Here is a 14,698-nt window from a genome sequence, read left to right on the forward strand (position 1 = left end):
CCGGCGCCAGGGGTCCTTCCCTGTTTACGACCGGTTTTCTTCCCGGTCTCCTCCCCGGACTTCCGCCCTGCTACAGCAGGCCGTTGCCGGGGGTCGCCGCTCCGGCCAGCCAGAGGACGGCCAGCAGCGTGTCGATGGCGCCCAGGACGAAGGCGACCAGGGCCGGCGTCCGGCGGGAGGCGCCCGACCAGGTGCGGCCCAGGGAGAGCCAGCCGCAGAGCATCGCCGCGGGACCGAGGACGATCCCCAGGGTGAAGAAACCGGCGACCGCGCAGATGGCTCCGATGATTCCGAGCGTCGCGCGGTCCGGCCCGGTCCGTGACCACATCCGGCCACGTGACCGGGGGTACCCGCGCGTTCCGTTGCCGAAGCCCGACATCATCAACTCCCAGAACCCCGGGGTCAGTTGAGGTGCGTCGGGGTTCTGTCGCTTCGGGTAACCCGGCTTGGCACGGTCATGCCGCCGGGAGTTGGGATTTCAAGAAAAAACCCGGGCGCCGGCGCGCTGTCCCCCTCCGGCAGCGCGGCGACGCCCGGGCCGCCTCCCGGCGCCGACGCACATGCCGGGCACAGATGCCCGGCGCATGTGCCGTACCGGAAGGCTTGACCCACTGTGACGTGTGCCCGGCGCCGCAGGGGCGGGATCCTTCGCACTGTCACCCTGATGAGCGAACTTTCCTGACGTTGCGTCAGATGTGTGCCGCTCCCGCGCCCGCGTCGGCGTTCTCACCGCGCTTGGTGAGGAAGGCGACGAAGACCGCGACCACGGCCACGCCGGCGGCGACCAGCGACGCCAGGCTCATGCCGGAGATGAAGGTGTCGTGCGCGACGCCGGCGATCTTCTCGCCGATCTGCGCAGGGGTACCCGGCGGGACCGGGGCCACGCCCACCTGGACGGCCTCGGAGGCCTGCCCGAGCTGCTGGTCGGTGAGCGGCGGCAGACCGGCGTCCGTCCAGTTGGCGGGCAGGTCGCTGTCGACCTTGGAGGCCATCACGGCGCCCAGCACGGCCGTGCCGAGGCTGCCGCCGATCTGCATCGCGGCCTGCTGGAGACCGCCGGCGACACCGGACAGCTCCATGGGCGCGTTGCCGACGATGACCTCGGTGGCGCCGACCATGACCGGCGCGAGGCCGAGGCCGAGCAGGGCGAACCACAGCGACATCAGACCGCTGCCGGTGTCCGCCTTCAGCGTCGACATGCCGTACATGGCGATCGCGGTGACGGCCATGCCGCCCGCGAGCGGGACGCGCGGGCCCAGCTTGGTGATCAGCGCGCCGGCCAGCGGCGAGCCGACGATCATCATGCCGGTGAGCGGCAGCAGGTGCAGGCCGGCGTCGATGGGGCTCATGCCGTGCACGTTCTGCAGATAGAAGGTGACGAAGAACAGGCCGCCCATGAAGGCGATGGCCATGAGGACCATCAGCACCACACCCGCGGACAGCGGCACCGAGCGGAACAGCTTCAGCGGGATCAGCGGTTCGGCGACCTTCGTCTCCCACAGGGCGAAGAGGGCGAAGCCGAGTGCGGACGCGCCGATGAACAGCCACGTCTTCCCGGCGCCCCAGCCCCACTCCGGGGCCTTGATCAGCGCCCAGACCAGGCAGAACATCGCGCCGGACAGCAGCGCGATGCCGAGCAGGTCGAAGGAGCGCGGGGCGTTCGCGGCGCGGTGGTCGAGCAGGATCAGCAGGCCGAGGAGCAGGGCGAGGGCACCGACCGGCACGTTGATGAAGAACACCGACTGCCAGCTGACGTGCTCGACCAGCACCCCGCCGAGGATCGGGCCGCCGGCGGTGGAGGCGCCGATGACCATGCCCCAGATGCCGATGGCCATGTTGAGCTTCTCGGCCGGGAAGGTCGCCCGCAGCAGGCCCAGCGCGGCCGGCATCAGCAGCGCGCCGAACAGGCCCTGCAGGACGCGGAAGGTCACGACGAGCGCGATGGAGTCGGACAGGCCGATCGCGCCCGAGGCGGCGGCGAAGCCGACGACACCGATCAGGAAGGTCTGCCGGTGACCGAAGCGGTCACCGAGCTTGCCCGCCGTGATCAGCGAGACGGCGAGGGCCAGGAAGTAGCCGTTGGTGATCCACTGCACCTGCTGGAAGGTGGCGCCGAGGTCCTTCTGGATCGCCGGGTTGGCGATGGCGACGATCGTGCCGTCGAGGGCCACCATCATGACGCCGACGGCGACGGTTATGAGGGTGAGCCACGGATGGCCGCGCAGGCCGCTGGCGCCCGGCGCCCGCCCCGACGAGTCCGACGGGCCGCCGCCCCCCGGTCCCGTCTTGTCGAGGGTGATCTGACTAGTCATGTGTTCGAGGCTAGTGACAGCCACTGACAATTGACAAACCAATTCACAAGTCGGTAACTGACACGACACTGACGGATAGCCTGAACTGGGGCAACCGTCGCGAAGGAGGAATGTGGACACGCTCGGGACCCCGCGCACACCACCACAGCCGGGGCTGCGCGAGATCAAGAAGCAGCGCACCCGGGACGCGCTGGTGCGGGCCGCCCTGGAGCTGTTCACCAGCCAGGGCTACGAACGGACGACGGTCGACGAGATCGCCGAGGCCGTCGACGTCTCGCAGCGCACCTTCTTCCGCTACTTCGCGAGCAAGGAGGACGCGGCCCTCGCCGTGCAGGCCATGACGGAGGCGTACTTCCTGGAGGCGGTGCGCGGCCGCCCGCCGCACGAGACGCCGATGCAGGCGTTGCGGCAGGCCGTCGTGGAGGGCTGGGACGGGATCGGCGAGGCCGTCGAGGCGGTCGTCCCGGTGGAGCTGTACCTGCGCATGTACCGGATGATCGAGTCGACGCCGGTGCTGCTCGCCGCGCATCTGCGCCGCTCCGCCGAGACGGAGGAGAAGATCGCACGGGTGCTGGCCGACCGCGAGGGCATCGACGTGGACGCCGATCCGCGGCCCCGGCTCGTGGTGGCCGTCTTCGGCGGGGTGATAAGGGTCACCGAGCGTCAGTGGAGCGTGGGCGAGGACGGCAGCGTGGAGGCGATGCGCGAGCTCACCGCCCGGTACCTCGATCAGGTGGGCCCGGCCATCAGGGGCAACTGGCGCACCACCTGAACCCCGCACCGGGTTTACGAAACGTGATCCCCGTCACTCGATTCACGCGAGACCCTCTCGTTCTCCTAGTGTGTCCTCCCAGTGACTTCCTTCGACACCTCCCCACACCTGAACGTCTCGCGCATGCTGCTCGCGCTGGCCGTCGTCTTCGTGATGCTGGCGACCACCGGCTGGACGGCACTGCGTCACGGCCCGGAGAGCACCGCGCTGCAGGCCTCGCTCTCGGACTGGGAGCACGGCCGGATGGGCGGCCACCGGCTGCCCGACCCGGCCGCCGGCCCCGCCCGCCTCACCCGGTTCTTCACCTCGCTGACCGCGCAGCAGCGGGCATCGCTCGCCCGCCGCTACCCGCTCGCCGTCGGCAACATGAACGGCGCCCCGGCCCAGCTGCGCTACCACGCCAACCGGGTCGCCCTCGCCCAGGCCGCGCACAGCGAGCGCGACCGCATGCACGACACCCGGCTCAGCCGGGCCGGGCAGCAGGCGGCGGGCAAGCGGATGCACCGCTACGAGTCGATGCTGAGCGGCAAGCGGCAGATCCTCGCCTTCGACCCGGACGGCTCCGGCCGCGTCGCCGAGGTCTTCGGCGACCTCGACAAGGCCGAGCGGATCTCGGTGATCGTCCCCGGCGTCGACACCGACCTGCTCACCTTCCAGCGCACCTACCGCAAGTACTCGGCGCCCGCCGGCATGGCCGATTCGCTGTACGCCGCCGAGCGGGCGGCGAGCCCCTCGACCCGTACGGCCGTCATCGCCTGGGCCGACTACACCGCGCCCGCCGGCCTCGGCATCGACTCGGCGACCGCCAGGCGCGCACAGGACGGCGCCGTACGCCTGAACGCGCTGGTGCGCGCGCTGCCCGGGCGCGCACCGGTCTCGCTGTTCTGCCACAGCTACGGCTCCGTGGTGTGCGGGGTCGCCGCGCACACGCTGCCCGGCCGGGTGTCCGACATCGCGGTGGCGGGCAGCCCCGGCATGCGGGTGACGAAGGCGGCGCACCTGGGCACCTCCGCCCGGGTGTGGGCGATGCGGGACGCCACCGACTGGATCCAGGACGTGCCGTATCTGGAGTTCGGCGGCTTTGGTCACGGCGCGGATCCGGTGTCGCCGGCGTTCGGCGCGCGGGTGCTGTCGGCGCGGAAGGCCGACGGGCACGCGGGCTACTTCGAGCCCGGCACGGACAGCGTGCGCAACTTCGCCGACATCGGCGTCGGCGCCTATGACGCGGTGAGCTGCGGTGACGACGACGGCGCCTGCCGGGTGGGTTTGTCCGGCGCCTCGATGGCCGGACGCGCGTAGAGACAGCAGGAAGTGCGGTCTGCGGGGGGATGGGCCGAAGAAGCGGAGCCGCTTACGATGAGCCGCATGGGTGACGTACTGGCCGGATTTCATGCCGCCTGGGAGTTCGAGTCCGACTCCGTGCTCATCCGTTACGAACGGGGGATTCGAACACCGAAGCTGTTCCAGGCGCTCGGTGAGCGGCGCGTCCCGCTCACGGCGCTGGAGTCGGTGACGCTCACGCCCGGCAAACGGGGCACGGTCGTGCTGCGCGCGGTGCCGCGGCCGGGGGCCGATCCGCTGCTGGAGGCGGCCGACGGCCAGCTGAAGGAGGCCTGCGACCCCTACCGGCTGGTGCTGCCGGCCGACAAGGAGACGCTCGCCGAGTTCTACGCCGACGAACTGCGGGGCCTGCTGACCGAGACCGGTCCCGCCGAACGGTTCCTGATCGGGGCGCCCGGCTCGCCTCGGTCGTTCAAGGCGTACGACGCGAAGGCGTCCTTCGACGGATCGGCGGTCCGTTTCCGCTGGTCGTGGACGGGTGCGTCGTCGGCGAAGTGGAAGGCCGGCGACCAGAACTTCCCGGTCGACGGCCTCAGCGGGGTGGAGTGGCGCTCCCCCGAGGTCTTCGAGGGGCATCTGCGGCTGATACCGCGCGACGCCGACTCCGCCGCGCCGGTCCAGCCGGACCAGGACCCGGCCGCGGTCGTCTTCGGGCTCGGGTACGGGCCGGTGCACGAGTCGCTGCCGTTCGCGGCGGCGGTGCTCGCCGCGGTGCGGCACTCCCGGCCGGCCGTGTCGGTGCCCGCCGCGCGGCGGGACCCCGCGGACATCGCCGAGCGGATCCGGCACCTGGGGGAGCTCCATCAGGCCGGGCTGGTGACGGACGAGGAGTTCTCCGTGAAGAAGGCGGAGCTGCTCTCCGAGCTGTAGCGGCTGCCGTCCGCTCGTCCGCCGGGTTCCCCCTTCGGCGGCGTTGCCGGGCCCGGCGTGGTCAGGGCCTGGCGGCCTCGGCGTAGAAACTGATCTTGCGGTCGAGCACGGCGAGGGTGTCGTGCAGTTCGGCGATCCTGGCCAGGACGTCCCGGCGGGTCGTCTCGAGCAGCTCCTGGCGCTCGGCGTACGTGCTGTCCCCCTCGCGCACGAGCTGTGCGTAGCGGACCATGTCGGCGACCGGCATGCCGGTCAGCCGCAGCTTGCCGACGAGGTCGAGCCAGTCCAGGTCGCGGTTGCTGTAGCGGCGCTGGCCGGTGTGCGAGCGGTCGATGTGGTCCATCAGCCCGATCCGCTCGTACCAGCGCAGGGTGTGGGCGGTCAGGCCGGTGAAGGCGACGACCTCGCTGATCGTGTAGCGGTCCTGTCCGTCGGGGCGGGGATGGCGCCGCGGCGGGGCGGAGCAGATGTCCCTTCGGGCGGCTGTGTCCTCGGTCCCCTGAAGGCGGGTCGTGGCCGTGGTCTGCATCACCGTCATGGTCCCCACGCTAAGACCTTGGAGTGCACTCCAAGCAAGCGGATTCCGGATCGACGCCGTGCGCTCCGGGCGGGCCGCCGACCGGCACGCCGAGTCGCTGCCCGGGCTGCGGGCGCGGCCGGCGGACCCGGACGGGGACTTCGCCGCGTTCGTCGGCCGGGTTCGTCTTCAGCGCGGCGACCGGCCCGGACATGAGCGCGGCGCCGGTTACGTGCATCTGACCGCGTCGGCCGAGGCGGAGCCGCTGTACGCGTCGATGGGCCTCGTCCGCAAGCCCGACCCCTTGATGGAGCTGACGCTGTGAGCGCATAGGCTCGTCGGCATGTCGCTGAACAGCCTCGCGTTGATCGAGAACTGGCCGGTCCCCACCGCCGCGGCGGGCGTCGTACGGGCCGACGGGACCGTGCTCGGCACCCAGGGGCCGGCCGACCGGCGCTTCCCGCTCGCCTCGGTGACCAAGCCGCTCGCGGCGTACGCCGTGCTCGTCGCCTACGAGGAGGGCGCGATCGAGCTGGACGAGCCGGCCGGGCCCGCCGGGTCGACGGTGCGGCATCTGCTGGCGCACACCTCCGGACTCGCCTTCGACGAGCACCGGGTGACGGCCGCGCCCGGGGAGCGGCGGCTGTACTCCAACGCCGGGTTCGAGCAGCTCGGCGACCATGTGGCCAAGGCGACGGACATCCCCTTCGCCGAGTACCTGCGGCAGGCGGTGCTCGAGCCGCTCGGCATGACGGCCACGTCGCTGGAGGGCTCCCCCGCCAAGGACGGCGTCTCGACGGTCGCGGACCTGCTGCGCTTCGCCGCCGAGGTGCAGGCGCCGCGGCTGCTGGACCCGCGCACGGTCGCCGAGGCGATGACCGTGCAGTACCCGGGCACCAAGGGCGTCCTGCCGGGCTACGGCCACCAGAACCCGAACGACTGGGGTCTCGGCTTCGAGATCCGCGACGGCAAGTCGCCGCACTGGACGGGCGCCTCCTCCTCGCCGCGCACCTTCGGGCACTTCGGCCAGTCGGGGACGTTCGTGTGGATCGACCCGGACGTGAACGCCGCGTGCGTGGCGCTGACGGACCGCGCCTTCGGACCGTGGGCGATCGAGGCCTGGCCGGCGTTCACGGACGCGGTACGGGCGGAGCTGCGCTAGCCATCTCGCCCGGCCCGGCCGCCATCCCCAGCCGGTCGCCATCCCCGGCCGGGCACCTCACGCTGGTGGTCGTCCGGCGCTGGTCACCCAGCGCCGGTCGTCTCACGCCGGTCATCTCACGCTGGTCATTTCCCACAGCAGCACCTCTGCGGCCGACTCGGCCGGCAGCTCCAGGTCCTTCGCGTCCGTGACACGTGCCGCGTCGCCCGGGCCCAGCCGCTCCTGCCCGAGCCGGATGTGCCCGCGCACCACGTGGACGTAGACGTGCGCCGCGTCCGGCACCGCGGTCCGGTCCCCCGCCGCGAGCCGCCGCACATGCAGCAGCGCGCCCGCCTCCGGTACGGCGTACGGGGTGGAGTCGGCGATGCCGCGCACGATCTCGTACGACGGCTCGCCGCCCGGCTCCAGCGGGGCCAGCCACATCTGCACGAAGGTCAGGGGCGCGGTGCCGTCGTTGCGCTCCACGTGCCGTACGCCCGCCGCGGAGCTGAGGCGCTGTACGTCGCCGGGGCGCACCCGGGTCTCGTGGCCGGTGGAGTCGCGGTGGGTCAGCTCGCCCTCGACGACCCACGTGACGATCTCGGTGTGGCTGTGCGGGTGCTCGTCGAAGCCGGCTCCGGGCGCGAGGCGCTCCTCGTTGCAGGCGATCAGCGCGCCGAAGCGGAGGTTGTCCGGGTCGTAGTGCGGCCCGAAGGAGAAGGAGTGCCAGGACTCGATCCCGGCCGCCGGTTCCCCACCGGGGTAGCGCGCGCCCGCGCGCCGTACGTCCACCATCACGGCCCCCACGGTAGCCCTGCCGGGCGACACCGGATCACACCCTGCGCGGCGCCGGCGGACGCGCGCGTGCCTGGAGGGGCGGTCGCGCGCCCCGGCCGGCGCAGGGCTCGCCGACGGACACCTGTGCCGGGGCCGGGGCTGATCAGACCCGGCGGCACATGCCGTCGGCCCGATAAGGCAGTCTTGTCCCCGTGCCCGAACCCGAATCCCGTCATCCCGGCCCCGTAGCGCACCCCGCCCATCCGCACACCGCGACGCTGAAGCGGCTGGAGAAGTCCTCCGGTTCGCTCGCCGCGCAGGCGATCGCGCGGATGGACGAGACGCTGCCCTGGTACCGGGCGATGCCCCCGGAGAACCGTTCCTGGATCGGGCTGGTCGCCCAGGCGGGCATCGCCGCCTTCACGGAGTGGTTCCGGCACCCCGACGCCCCGCAGGCGATCTCCACCGACGTCTTCGGCACCGCGCCGCGCGAGCTGACCCGGGCGATCACGCTGCGGCAGACCGTTGAGATGGTGCGCACCACCATCGAGGTCATGGAGTCGGCCATCGACGAGGTGGCCGCCCCGGGCGACGAGAGCGTGCTGCGCGAGGCGCTGCTGGTGTACGCCCGCGAGATCGCCTTCGCGACGGCCCAGGTGTACGCGCAGGCCGCGGAGGCACGCGGTGCCTGGGACGCCCGCCTGGAGTCGCTCGTCGTCAACGCCGTGCTGAGCGGGGAGGCCGACGAGGGCGCCGTCAGCCGGGCCGCCGCGCTCGGCTGGAACGCGCCGGAGCACGTGTGCGTGGTGCTGGGCACCGCCCCCGACGGGGACAGCGAGCTGACTGTGGAGGCGATCCGGCGGGCGGCCCGGCACGCCAAGCTGCAGGTGCTCACCGGGGTGCTGGGCAGCCGGCTGGTGGTCGTCGCGGGCGGCAGCGACAACCCGCTGGCGGTTGCCAGGTCGCTGATCGGCCCGTTCGCGGCGGGGCCGGTGGTGGCCGGCCCGATCGTGCCGGACCTGCTGGCGGCGACCCGGTCCGCGCAGGCCGCGGCGGCGGGCCTGAAGGCCTGCTCGGCCTGGCAGGACGCGCCGCGGCCGGTGCTGGCGGACGATCTGCTGCCGGAGCGCGCGATGGCCGGTGATCCGATGGCGCGCGAGCAGCTGGTGGAGGAGATCTACAGACCGCTGGAGGAGGCGGGCTCCGCGCTGCTGGAGACGCTCGCCGTCTACCTGGAACAGGCGAGCAGCCTGGAGGGCGCGGCCCGGATGCTGTTCGTTCACCCCAACACCGTGCGCTACCGGCTTCGACGTGTGACGGACGTCACCGGTTGGTCGCCTTCCGATGTACGCTCTGCGTTCACCTTGCGCATCGCACTGATTCTGGGGCGTCTGGCCGACGGTGATCCCCAGACCTAGTCTTTTGTCGGGGGCCCACAAAACCCCCTCGTGTTCTTCGTCCTTGTCCCCACGGGCGGCCACGGCCGTCCCCAAGAGAGAGTGTGAGAGTGCTCGTACTCGTCGCTCCCGGCCAGGGCGCTCAGACGCCCGGCTTCCTGACTCCCTGGCTCGACCTGCCCGGCGCGGCCGACCGCGTCGCGGCCTGGTCCGAGGCCATCGGACTGGACCTCGCCCACTACGGCACGAAGGCCGACGCGGAGGAGATCCGCGACACCGCGGTGGCCCAGCCGCTGCTGGTGGCGGCCGGCATCCTGTCCGCCGCGGCACTGGGCTCCCCGGCGTCAGCCGCTGACGCGGCGGGGACCCCCGGCGCGGTCGCCGGGCACAGCGTCGGTGAGATCACCGCGGCCGTCTTCGCGGGCGTCCTGGACGACACCGCCGCCCTGACCCTGGTGCGCACCCGGGGTCTCGCGATGGCCGAGGCCGCCACGATCGCCGAGACCGGCATGTCGGCGCTGCTCGGCGGCGACCCGGAGGTGTCCGTCGCGCACCTGAAGAAGCTGGGTCTGACCCCGGCGAACATCAACGGCGCCGGCCAGATCGTGGCCGCCGGCACGCTGGAGCAGCTCGCCGCGCTGAACGAGGACAAGCCCGAGGGTGTCCGCAAGGTCGTCCCGCTGAAGGTGGCCGGCGCCTTCCACACGCACCACATGGCCCCCGCGGTCGACAAGCTGGCCGAGGCCGCCAAGGCCCTCACGCCCGCCGACCCCACCGTGCCGTACGTCTCCAACAAGGACGGGCAGGCCGTCGCCACCGGCGCGGACGTGCTGGAGCGCCTGGTCGGCCAGGTAGCCAACCCGGTCCGCTGGGACCTGTGCATGGAGACGTTCCAGCAGCTCGGCGTCACCGCCCTGCTGGAGGTGTGCCCCGGTGGCACCCTGACCGGCCTGGCCAAGCGTGCCCTGCCGGGCGTGAAGACGCTGGCGCTCAAGACCCCCGACGACCTCGACGCGGCCCGCGAGCTCCTCGCCGAGCACGCCTGAGACGCCCAAGGAGCCGAATCGAACATGGCGAAGATCAAGGCCAGCAAGGGCGCCCCGTACGCGCGCATCGTCGGCGTGGGCGGCTACCGCCCGACCCGCGTGGTGCCCAACGAGGTCATCCTCGAGACGATCGACTCGTCCGACGAGTGGATCCGCTCGCGCTCCGGCATCCAGACCCGGCACTGGGCGAACGACGAGGAGACCGTCGCCGCGATGTCCGTCGAGGCGTCCGGCAAGGCGATCGCGGACGCCGGGATCTCCGCCGAGCAGATCGGCGCGGTGATCGTCTCCACCGTCTCGCACTTCAAGCAGACCCCGGCCGTGGCCACGGAGATCGCCGACAAGCTCGGCACGAACAAGGCCGCCGCCTTCGACATCTCCGCGGGCTGCGCCGGCTTCGGCTACGGCCTCACCCTCGCCAAGGGCATGATCGTCGAGGGTTCGGCCGAGTACGTCCTGGTCATCGGCGTGGAGCGGCTGAGCGACCTGACCGATCTGACGGACCGCGCGACGGCCTTCCTGTTCGGTGACGGCGCCGGCGCGGTCGTGGTGGGCCCCTCGCAGGAGCCGCACATCGGCCCGACGGTCTGGGGCTCGGAGGGCGACAAGTCCGAGACCATCAAGCAGACCGTGCCGTGGACGGACTACCGCGAGGGCACGGTCGAGAAGTTCCCGGCCATCACGCAGGAGGGCCAGGCGGTCTTCCGCTGGGCCGTGTTCGAGATGGCGAAGGTCGCCCAGCAGGCGCTGGACGCGGCCGGCATCACCGCCCACGAGCTGGACGTCTTCATCCCGCACCAGGCCAACGAGCGGATCATCGACTCGATGGTGAAGACCCTGAAGCTGCCGGAGACCGTCATGGTCGCCCGTGACGTGCGCACCACCGGCAACACCTCGGCCGCCTCGATCCCGCTCGCGATGGAGCGGCTCCTGGCGACCGGGGAGGCGAAGAGCGGCGACACCGCGCTCGTCATCGGATTCGGGGCGGGTCTCGTCTACGCCGCGACGGTCGTTACTCTCCCCTAGGCACTCCGTGCCGGATCATCGTCTCCGGCACGGCGCAGCACCACCCCGCCGCTCCCGCGGCGGGCGCCACACCCTGAAGAACACAGCAGAAGGAGCGCCATCATGGCCGCCACTCAGGAAGAGATCGTCGCCGGTCTCGCGGAGATCGTGAACGAGATCGCCGGGATCCCGGTTGAGGACGTCCAGCTGGACAAGTCCTTCACCGACGACCTGGACGTCGACTCGCTGTCCATGGTCGAGGTCGTCGTCGCCGCCGAAGAGCGTTTCGACGTGAAGATCCCGGACGACGACGTCAAGAACCTCAAGACGGTCGGCGACGCGACCGACTACATCCTCAAGCACCAGGCCTGAGTCCCGCTCGGGCCGGGGAGCCCCGGCCCCGCCACCCGGCGGTGGCGCCGAGACGAATCCTCGTTCGATCGTTGGAGAAAGAATTCCCGTGAGCTCGACCAATCGCACCGTGGTCGTCACCGGTATCGGCGCAACCACACCGCTGGGTGGCGACGCGGCCTCGACCTGGGAGGGTCTGGTCGCCGGACGTTCCGGCGTCAAGCCCCTGGAGCAGAACTGGGCGGCCGACCAGGCCGTCAAGATCGCGGCCTCGATCGCCGTGGAGCCCACCGAGGTCATCCCGCGGCCGCAGGCCCGCAAGCTGGACCGCTCGGCGCAGTTCGCGCTGATCGCGGCTCAGGAGGCGTGGAAGGACGCCGGCTTCGAGGCGAAGGCCGGCGAGGACCCGAACATCGACCCCGACCGGCTCGGCGCGGTCATCGCCTCCGGCATCGGCGGCGTGACGACCCTGCTGGACCAGTACGACGTGCTGAAGGAGAAGGGCGTCCGCCGCGTCTCCCCGCACACCGTGCCCATGCTGATGCCGAACAGCCCCTCGGCGAACGTGGGTCTGGCCGTGGGCGCCCGGGCGGGCGTGCACACGCCGGTCTCCGCGTGCGCCTCCGGCGCCGAGGCCATCGGCTACGCCATCGAGATGATCCGCACCGGCCGTGCCGACGTCGTCGTCGCCGGCGGTACGGAGGCGGCGATCCACCCGCTGCCGATCGCCGCGTTCGGCAACATGATGGCGATGTCCAAGAACAACGACGACCCGCAGGGCGCCTCGCGTCCCTACGACGTCGCCCGGGACGGTTTCGTCCTCGGCGAGGGCGCCGGTGTGCTGGTCCTGGAGTCCGCCGAGCACGCCGCCAAGCGCGGTGCGCGCGTGTACGCGGAGGCGGTCGGCCAGGGCATCTCCGCCGACAGCCACGACATCGTGCAGCCGGAGCCGGAGGGCCGCGGCATCGCGCACGCCCTGCAGAACCTGCTGGACCGCACCGACCTGGACCCCGCCGAGATCGTGCACGTCAACGCGCACGCGACCTCGACGCCGGCCGGTGACATCGCGGAGCTGAAGGCGCTGCGCAAGGTCTTCGGTGACGACGCGGACCACATGGCGGTCTCGGCGACCAAGTCGATGACCGGTCACCTGCTCGGCGGCGCCGGCGGTGTCGAGTCGGTCGCGTGCGTGCTCGCCCTGTACCACCGGGTGGCGCCGCCGACCATCAACGTCGACAACATCGACCCCGAGGCCGAGGCCAACGCGGACGTGGTCCGCGGGGAGGCGCGCAAGCTGCCCGTGGAGGGCCGTCTGGCCGCGCTGAACGACTCGTTCGGCTTCGGCGGTCACAACGTGGTGCTGGCGTTCCGGACGGTCTGACAGCCGCCCGTACGTGCGTGAGGGGCCCCCACCCGGTGAGGTGGGGGCCCCTCGTGCTGTACGCCGGGTTCAGACGACCTGGTGCAGCCAGCGGACCGGGGCTCCCTCTCCCGCGTAGCGGAAGGGCTCCAGTTCGTCGTCCCAGGGTTTGCCGAGGAGCCGGGCGATCTCGGCCTCGAGGTCGGTCTCGTCGCGCTGGGAGCGCAGCAGGGCGGCGCGCAGGCGGTCCTCGGGGATGAGGATGTCGCCGTGGATGCCGGTGACGGCGTGGAAGATGCCGAGGTCGGGGGTGCAGGAGTAGCGCTCGCCCTCGGTGCTGGCGCAGGGCTCGGCGGTCACCTCGAAGCGCAGCAGTTGCCAGCCGCGCAGGGCGGAGGCGAGTTTGGAGGCGGTGCCGGCCTCGCCCTGCCAGGAGAACTCCGAGCGCCAGGTGCCGGGCGCGGCGGGCTGCCGGATCCAGTCGAGGTTGACGCGCGTGCCGAGCACCCCGGCGACGGCCCACTCGACGTGCGGGCACAGCGCGCGCGGCGCGGAGTGCACGTACAGAACTCCACGTGTCGTCACCGGGACCTCCGGGCAGGCGGGTCGTCTTGCGGGCGGGGCGGCGGCCGTCAGGCCACGTTGATGGCGAGGCTACCGTGCGACGGCGCAAGGAGTGTGACGTACCGTCGGTCCCGGGGGCGTGAAACTTCCGCCATTCACCCGGCAGGACGCTTGGGGCGGCCCGTCGGACCGGCCGCCGGGCCGGCTCGCGCGGGCGTGCCGTGGCTGCGACGATGCCGGGACGGGTCCGAACGGCGGGTGTGAGCCGTTGCACGGCACGGTGGGGAACTCCCGCGCGTTGTCGTGGTGGGAGGAGTCCGCCGGACGAGGTGAGGGGATCTGCTGCGCATGCGCAAGCGAAGCCACCGGGCGCGGGCCGTCGCGGCGGCCGTGGCGGCCGTCGTGCTGGGCGCCGCGGGCTGTGACGCGGTCGGCGGGGACTCCTCGGCCGGTCAGGCGCGCCCGGCGCGTCCGTCGCCCACGCCGTCGTGGAACACCGGACCGGACTCGGTCGCGGCGGTGGGCGACTCCATCACGCGCGGTTTCGACGCCTGCTCGGTGCTGTCGGACTGCCCGGAGGTGTCCTGGGCGACCGGCAGCAGTCCGGACGTGGACTCGCTGGCGGTGCGGCTGCTCGGCCGCGAGCGGGCGGCCACGCACAGCTGGAACTTCGCGGTGACGGGGGCGCGGATGGCCGACCTGCCGGCCCAGATGGCGCAGGCGGCGGCGCACCGGCCCCAGTTGGTGACGGTGATGGCGGGCGCCAACGACGCCTGCCGGGACAGTACGGCGGCGATGACGTCCGTGACGGACTTCCGCGCCCGGTTCGAGGAGGCCCTGCGCACGCTGCGCGAGAGCCTGCCCAGGGCCCAGGTGTATGTGGCGAGCGTGCCCGATCTGAAGCGGCTGTGGTCGCAGGGGCGGACCAGCGCGCTCGGCAAGCAGATCTGGAAGCTCGGCATCTGCCCGTCGATGCTGGGGGACGCGGACTCCTTCAGCACGGCGGCGATCCTGCGCCGGGACGCCGTGCAGGACCGGGTGGAGTCGTACAACGCGGTGCTGAAGGACGTGTGCGCCAAGGACCGGTACTGCCGCTTCGACGGCAACGCGGTGCACGACTTCCGGTTCGGCACGGCGCAGCTGAGTCACTGGGACTGGTTCCACCCCAGCGCCGACGGCCAGGCCCGGCTGGCGGAGATCGCGTACCGCACGGTGACCGCGAAGGAGCCGGTGACCTAGGGTTTC

The 14,698-nt window shown here is 72.1% G+C and carries 16 protein-coding genes; 11 read left to right on the plus strand and 5 right to left on the minus strand.

Annotated elements, in window-relative coordinates; genetic code table 11:
- Nucleotides 1-70 precede the first annotated feature (70 nt).
- Nucleotides 71-382 (minus strand): small hydrophobic protein, encoded by a 312-nt coding sequence (locus tag AC0B9F_RS02780; RefSeq protein WP_471998414.1) that lies wholly within the window; start codon nucleotides 380-382, stop codon nucleotides 71-73.
- Nucleotides 383-689: 307 nt separating this feature from the next.
- Complete coding sequence (locus tag AC0B9F_RS02785; protein WP_471998415.1) at nucleotides 690-2,312, minus strand: MFS transporter; 1,623 nt, start codon at nucleotides 2,310-2,312, stop codon at nucleotides 690-692.
- A 112-nt stretch (nucleotides 2,313-2,424) separates the two neighbouring features.
- Here AC0B9F_RS02785 and AC0B9F_RS02790 point away from each other — a divergent pair, with 112 nt between their 5' ends.
- The 3 genes from AC0B9F_RS02790 (at nucleotide 2,425) to AC0B9F_RS02800 (ending at nucleotide 5,295) form a co-directional block, all read left to right on the plus strand.
- Nucleotides 2,425-3,084, plus strand: coding sequence for a TetR family transcriptional regulator (locus AC0B9F_RS02790; protein ID WP_471998416.1), 660 nt, complete (start codon nucleotides 2,425-2,427; stop codon nucleotides 3,082-3,084).
- Between the two features lie 81 nt (nucleotides 3,085-3,165).
- Complete coding sequence (locus AC0B9F_RS02795) at nucleotides 3,166-4,383, plus strand: alpha/beta hydrolase (protein ID WP_471998417.1); 1,218 nt, start codon at nucleotides 3,166-3,168, stop codon at nucleotides 4,381-4,383.
- Nucleotides 4,384-4,440: 57 nt separating this feature from the next.
- The gene (locus tag AC0B9F_RS02800; protein WP_471998418.1) at nucleotides 4,441-5,295 is read left to right on the plus strand and encodes a DUF4429 domain-containing protein; all 855 of its coding nucleotides are present in this window, start codon (nucleotides 4,441-4,443) and stop codon (nucleotides 5,293-5,295) included.
- A gap of 61 nt (nucleotides 5,296-5,356) precedes the next feature.
- Here AC0B9F_RS02800 and AC0B9F_RS02805 read toward each other — a convergent pair whose 3' ends face one another.
- Nucleotides 5,357-5,833, minus strand: coding sequence for a MerR family transcriptional regulator (locus AC0B9F_RS02805; protein WP_471998419.1), 477 nt, complete (start codon nucleotides 5,831-5,833; stop codon nucleotides 5,357-5,359).
- Here AC0B9F_RS02805 and AC0B9F_RS02810 point away from each other — a divergent pair.
- On the plus strand, nucleotides 5,832-6,137 hold the full coding sequence (locus AC0B9F_RS02810; protein ID WP_471998420.1) for a hypothetical protein: 306 nt from the start codon (nucleotides 5,832-5,834) through the stop codon (nucleotides 6,135-6,137). The two genes, AC0B9F_RS02805 and AC0B9F_RS02810, sit on opposite strands and share 2 nt — an antisense overlap.
- An 18-nt stretch (nucleotides 6,138-6,155) precedes the next feature.
- Nucleotides 6,156-6,974, plus strand: a complete 819-nt coding sequence (locus tag AC0B9F_RS02815) for a serine hydrolase domain-containing protein (RefSeq protein WP_471998421.1) — start codon at nucleotides 6,156-6,158, stop codon at nucleotides 6,972-6,974.
- A 111-nt stretch (nucleotides 6,975-7,085) separates the two neighbouring features.
- Here the strand turns inward: AC0B9F_RS02815 and AC0B9F_RS02820 are convergent, their stop codons facing one another.
- Nucleotides 7,086-7,748, minus strand: coding sequence for a pirin family protein (locus AC0B9F_RS02820; protein ID WP_471998989.1), 663 nt, complete (start codon nucleotides 7,746-7,748; stop codon nucleotides 7,086-7,088).
- Between the two features lie 194 nt (nucleotides 7,749-7,942).
- Here AC0B9F_RS02820 and fasR point away from each other — a divergent pair, with 194 nt between their 5' ends.
- From fasR to fabF, 5 genes are all read left to right on the plus strand, one after another.
- Complete coding sequence (fasR, locus tag AC0B9F_RS02825; protein ID WP_471998422.1) at nucleotides 7,943-9,148, plus strand: fatty acid biosynthesis transcriptional regulator FasR; 1,206 nt, start codon at nucleotides 7,943-7,945, stop codon at nucleotides 9,146-9,148.
- Nucleotides 9,149-9,237: 89 nt separating this feature from the next.
- A complete protein-coding gene (locus AC0B9F_RS02830; RefSeq protein ID WP_471998423.1) occupies nucleotides 9,238-10,173 on the plus strand; it encodes an ACP S-malonyltransferase in 936 nt (311 codons plus the stop codon).
- 24 nt (nucleotides 10,174-10,197) lie between these two features.
- Nucleotides 10,198-11,199 (plus strand): beta-ketoacyl-ACP synthase 3, encoded by a 1,002-nt coding sequence (locus tag AC0B9F_RS02835; protein WP_471998424.1) that lies wholly within the window; start codon nucleotides 10,198-10,200, stop codon nucleotides 11,197-11,199.
- A gap of 102 nt (nucleotides 11,200-11,301) precedes the next feature.
- On the plus strand, nucleotides 11,302-11,550 hold the full coding sequence (locus AC0B9F_RS02840; protein ID WP_004931691.1) for an acyl carrier protein: 249 nt from the start codon (nucleotides 11,302-11,304) through the stop codon (nucleotides 11,548-11,550).
- Nucleotides 11,551-11,638: 88 nt separating this feature from the next.
- A complete protein-coding gene (gene fabF / locus AC0B9F_RS02845) occupies nucleotides 11,639-12,910 on the plus strand; it encodes a beta-ketoacyl-ACP synthase II (RefSeq protein ID WP_471998425.1) in 1,272 nt (423 codons plus the stop codon).
- 69 nt (nucleotides 12,911-12,979) lie between these two features.
- Here the strand turns inward: fabF and AC0B9F_RS02850 are convergent, their stop codons facing one another.
- Nucleotides 12,980-13,474: a DUF3145 domain-containing protein gene (locus tag AC0B9F_RS02850; RefSeq protein WP_471998426.1), complete on the minus strand. Its 495-nt coding sequence runs from the start codon at nucleotides 13,472-13,474 to the stop codon at nucleotides 12,980-12,982.
- Between the two features lie 327 nt (nucleotides 13,475-13,801).
- Here AC0B9F_RS02850 and AC0B9F_RS02855 point away from each other — a divergent pair, with 327 nt between their 5' ends.
- A complete protein-coding gene (locus AC0B9F_RS02855) occupies nucleotides 13,802-14,692 on the plus strand; it encodes an SGNH/GDSL hydrolase family protein (RefSeq protein ID WP_471998427.1) in 891 nt (296 codons plus the stop codon).
- The last annotated feature ends 6 nt before the right edge of the window (nucleotides 14,693-14,698 follow it).

Source organism: Streptomyces sp. NPDC097129, assembly GCF_055668065.1.

What these genes read in the sequence shown, in the direction of transcription:
- AC0B9F_RS02780 (WP_471998414.1), bottom strand. Translation starts at nt 382, where the DNA reads ATGATGTCGGGCTTCGGCAACGGAACGCGCGGGTACCCCCGGTCACGT.
- AC0B9F_RS02785 (WP_471998415.1), bottom strand. Translation starts at nt 2,312, where the DNA reads ATGACTAGTCAGATCACCCTCGACAAGACGGGACCGGGGGGCGGCGGC.
- AC0B9F_RS02800 (WP_471998418.1), top strand. Translation starts at nt 4,441, where the DNA reads ATGAGCCGCATGGGTGACGTACTGGCCGGATTTCATGCCGCCTGGGAG.
- AC0B9F_RS02810 (WP_471998420.1), top strand. Translation starts at nt 5,832, where the DNA reads ATGGTCCCCACGCTAAGACCTTGGAGTGCACTCCAAGCAAGCGGATTC.
- AC0B9F_RS02805 (WP_471998419.1), bottom strand. Translation starts at nt 5,833, where the DNA reads ATGACGGTGATGCAGACCACGGCCACGACCCGCCTTCAGGGGACCGAG.
- AC0B9F_RS02815 (WP_471998421.1), top strand. Translation starts at nt 6,156, where the DNA reads ATGTCGCTGAACAGCCTCGCGTTGATCGAGAACTGGCCGGTCCCCACC.
- AC0B9F_RS02820 (WP_471998989.1), bottom strand. Translation starts at nt 7,748, where the DNA reads ATGGTGGACGTACGGCGCGCGGGCGCGCGCTACCCCGGTGGGGAACCG.
- AC0B9F_RS02835 (WP_471998424.1), top strand. Translation starts at nt 10,198, where the DNA reads ATGGCGAAGATCAAGGCCAGCAAGGGCGCCCCGTACGCGCGCATCGTC.
- AC0B9F_RS02840 (WP_004931691.1), top strand. Translation starts at nt 11,302, where the DNA reads ATGGCCGCCACTCAGGAAGAGATCGTCGCCGGTCTCGCGGAGATCGTG.
- AC0B9F_RS02855 (WP_471998427.1), top strand. Translation starts at nt 13,802, where the DNA reads ATGCGCAAGCGAAGCCACCGGGCGCGGGCCGTCGCGGCGGCCGTGGCG.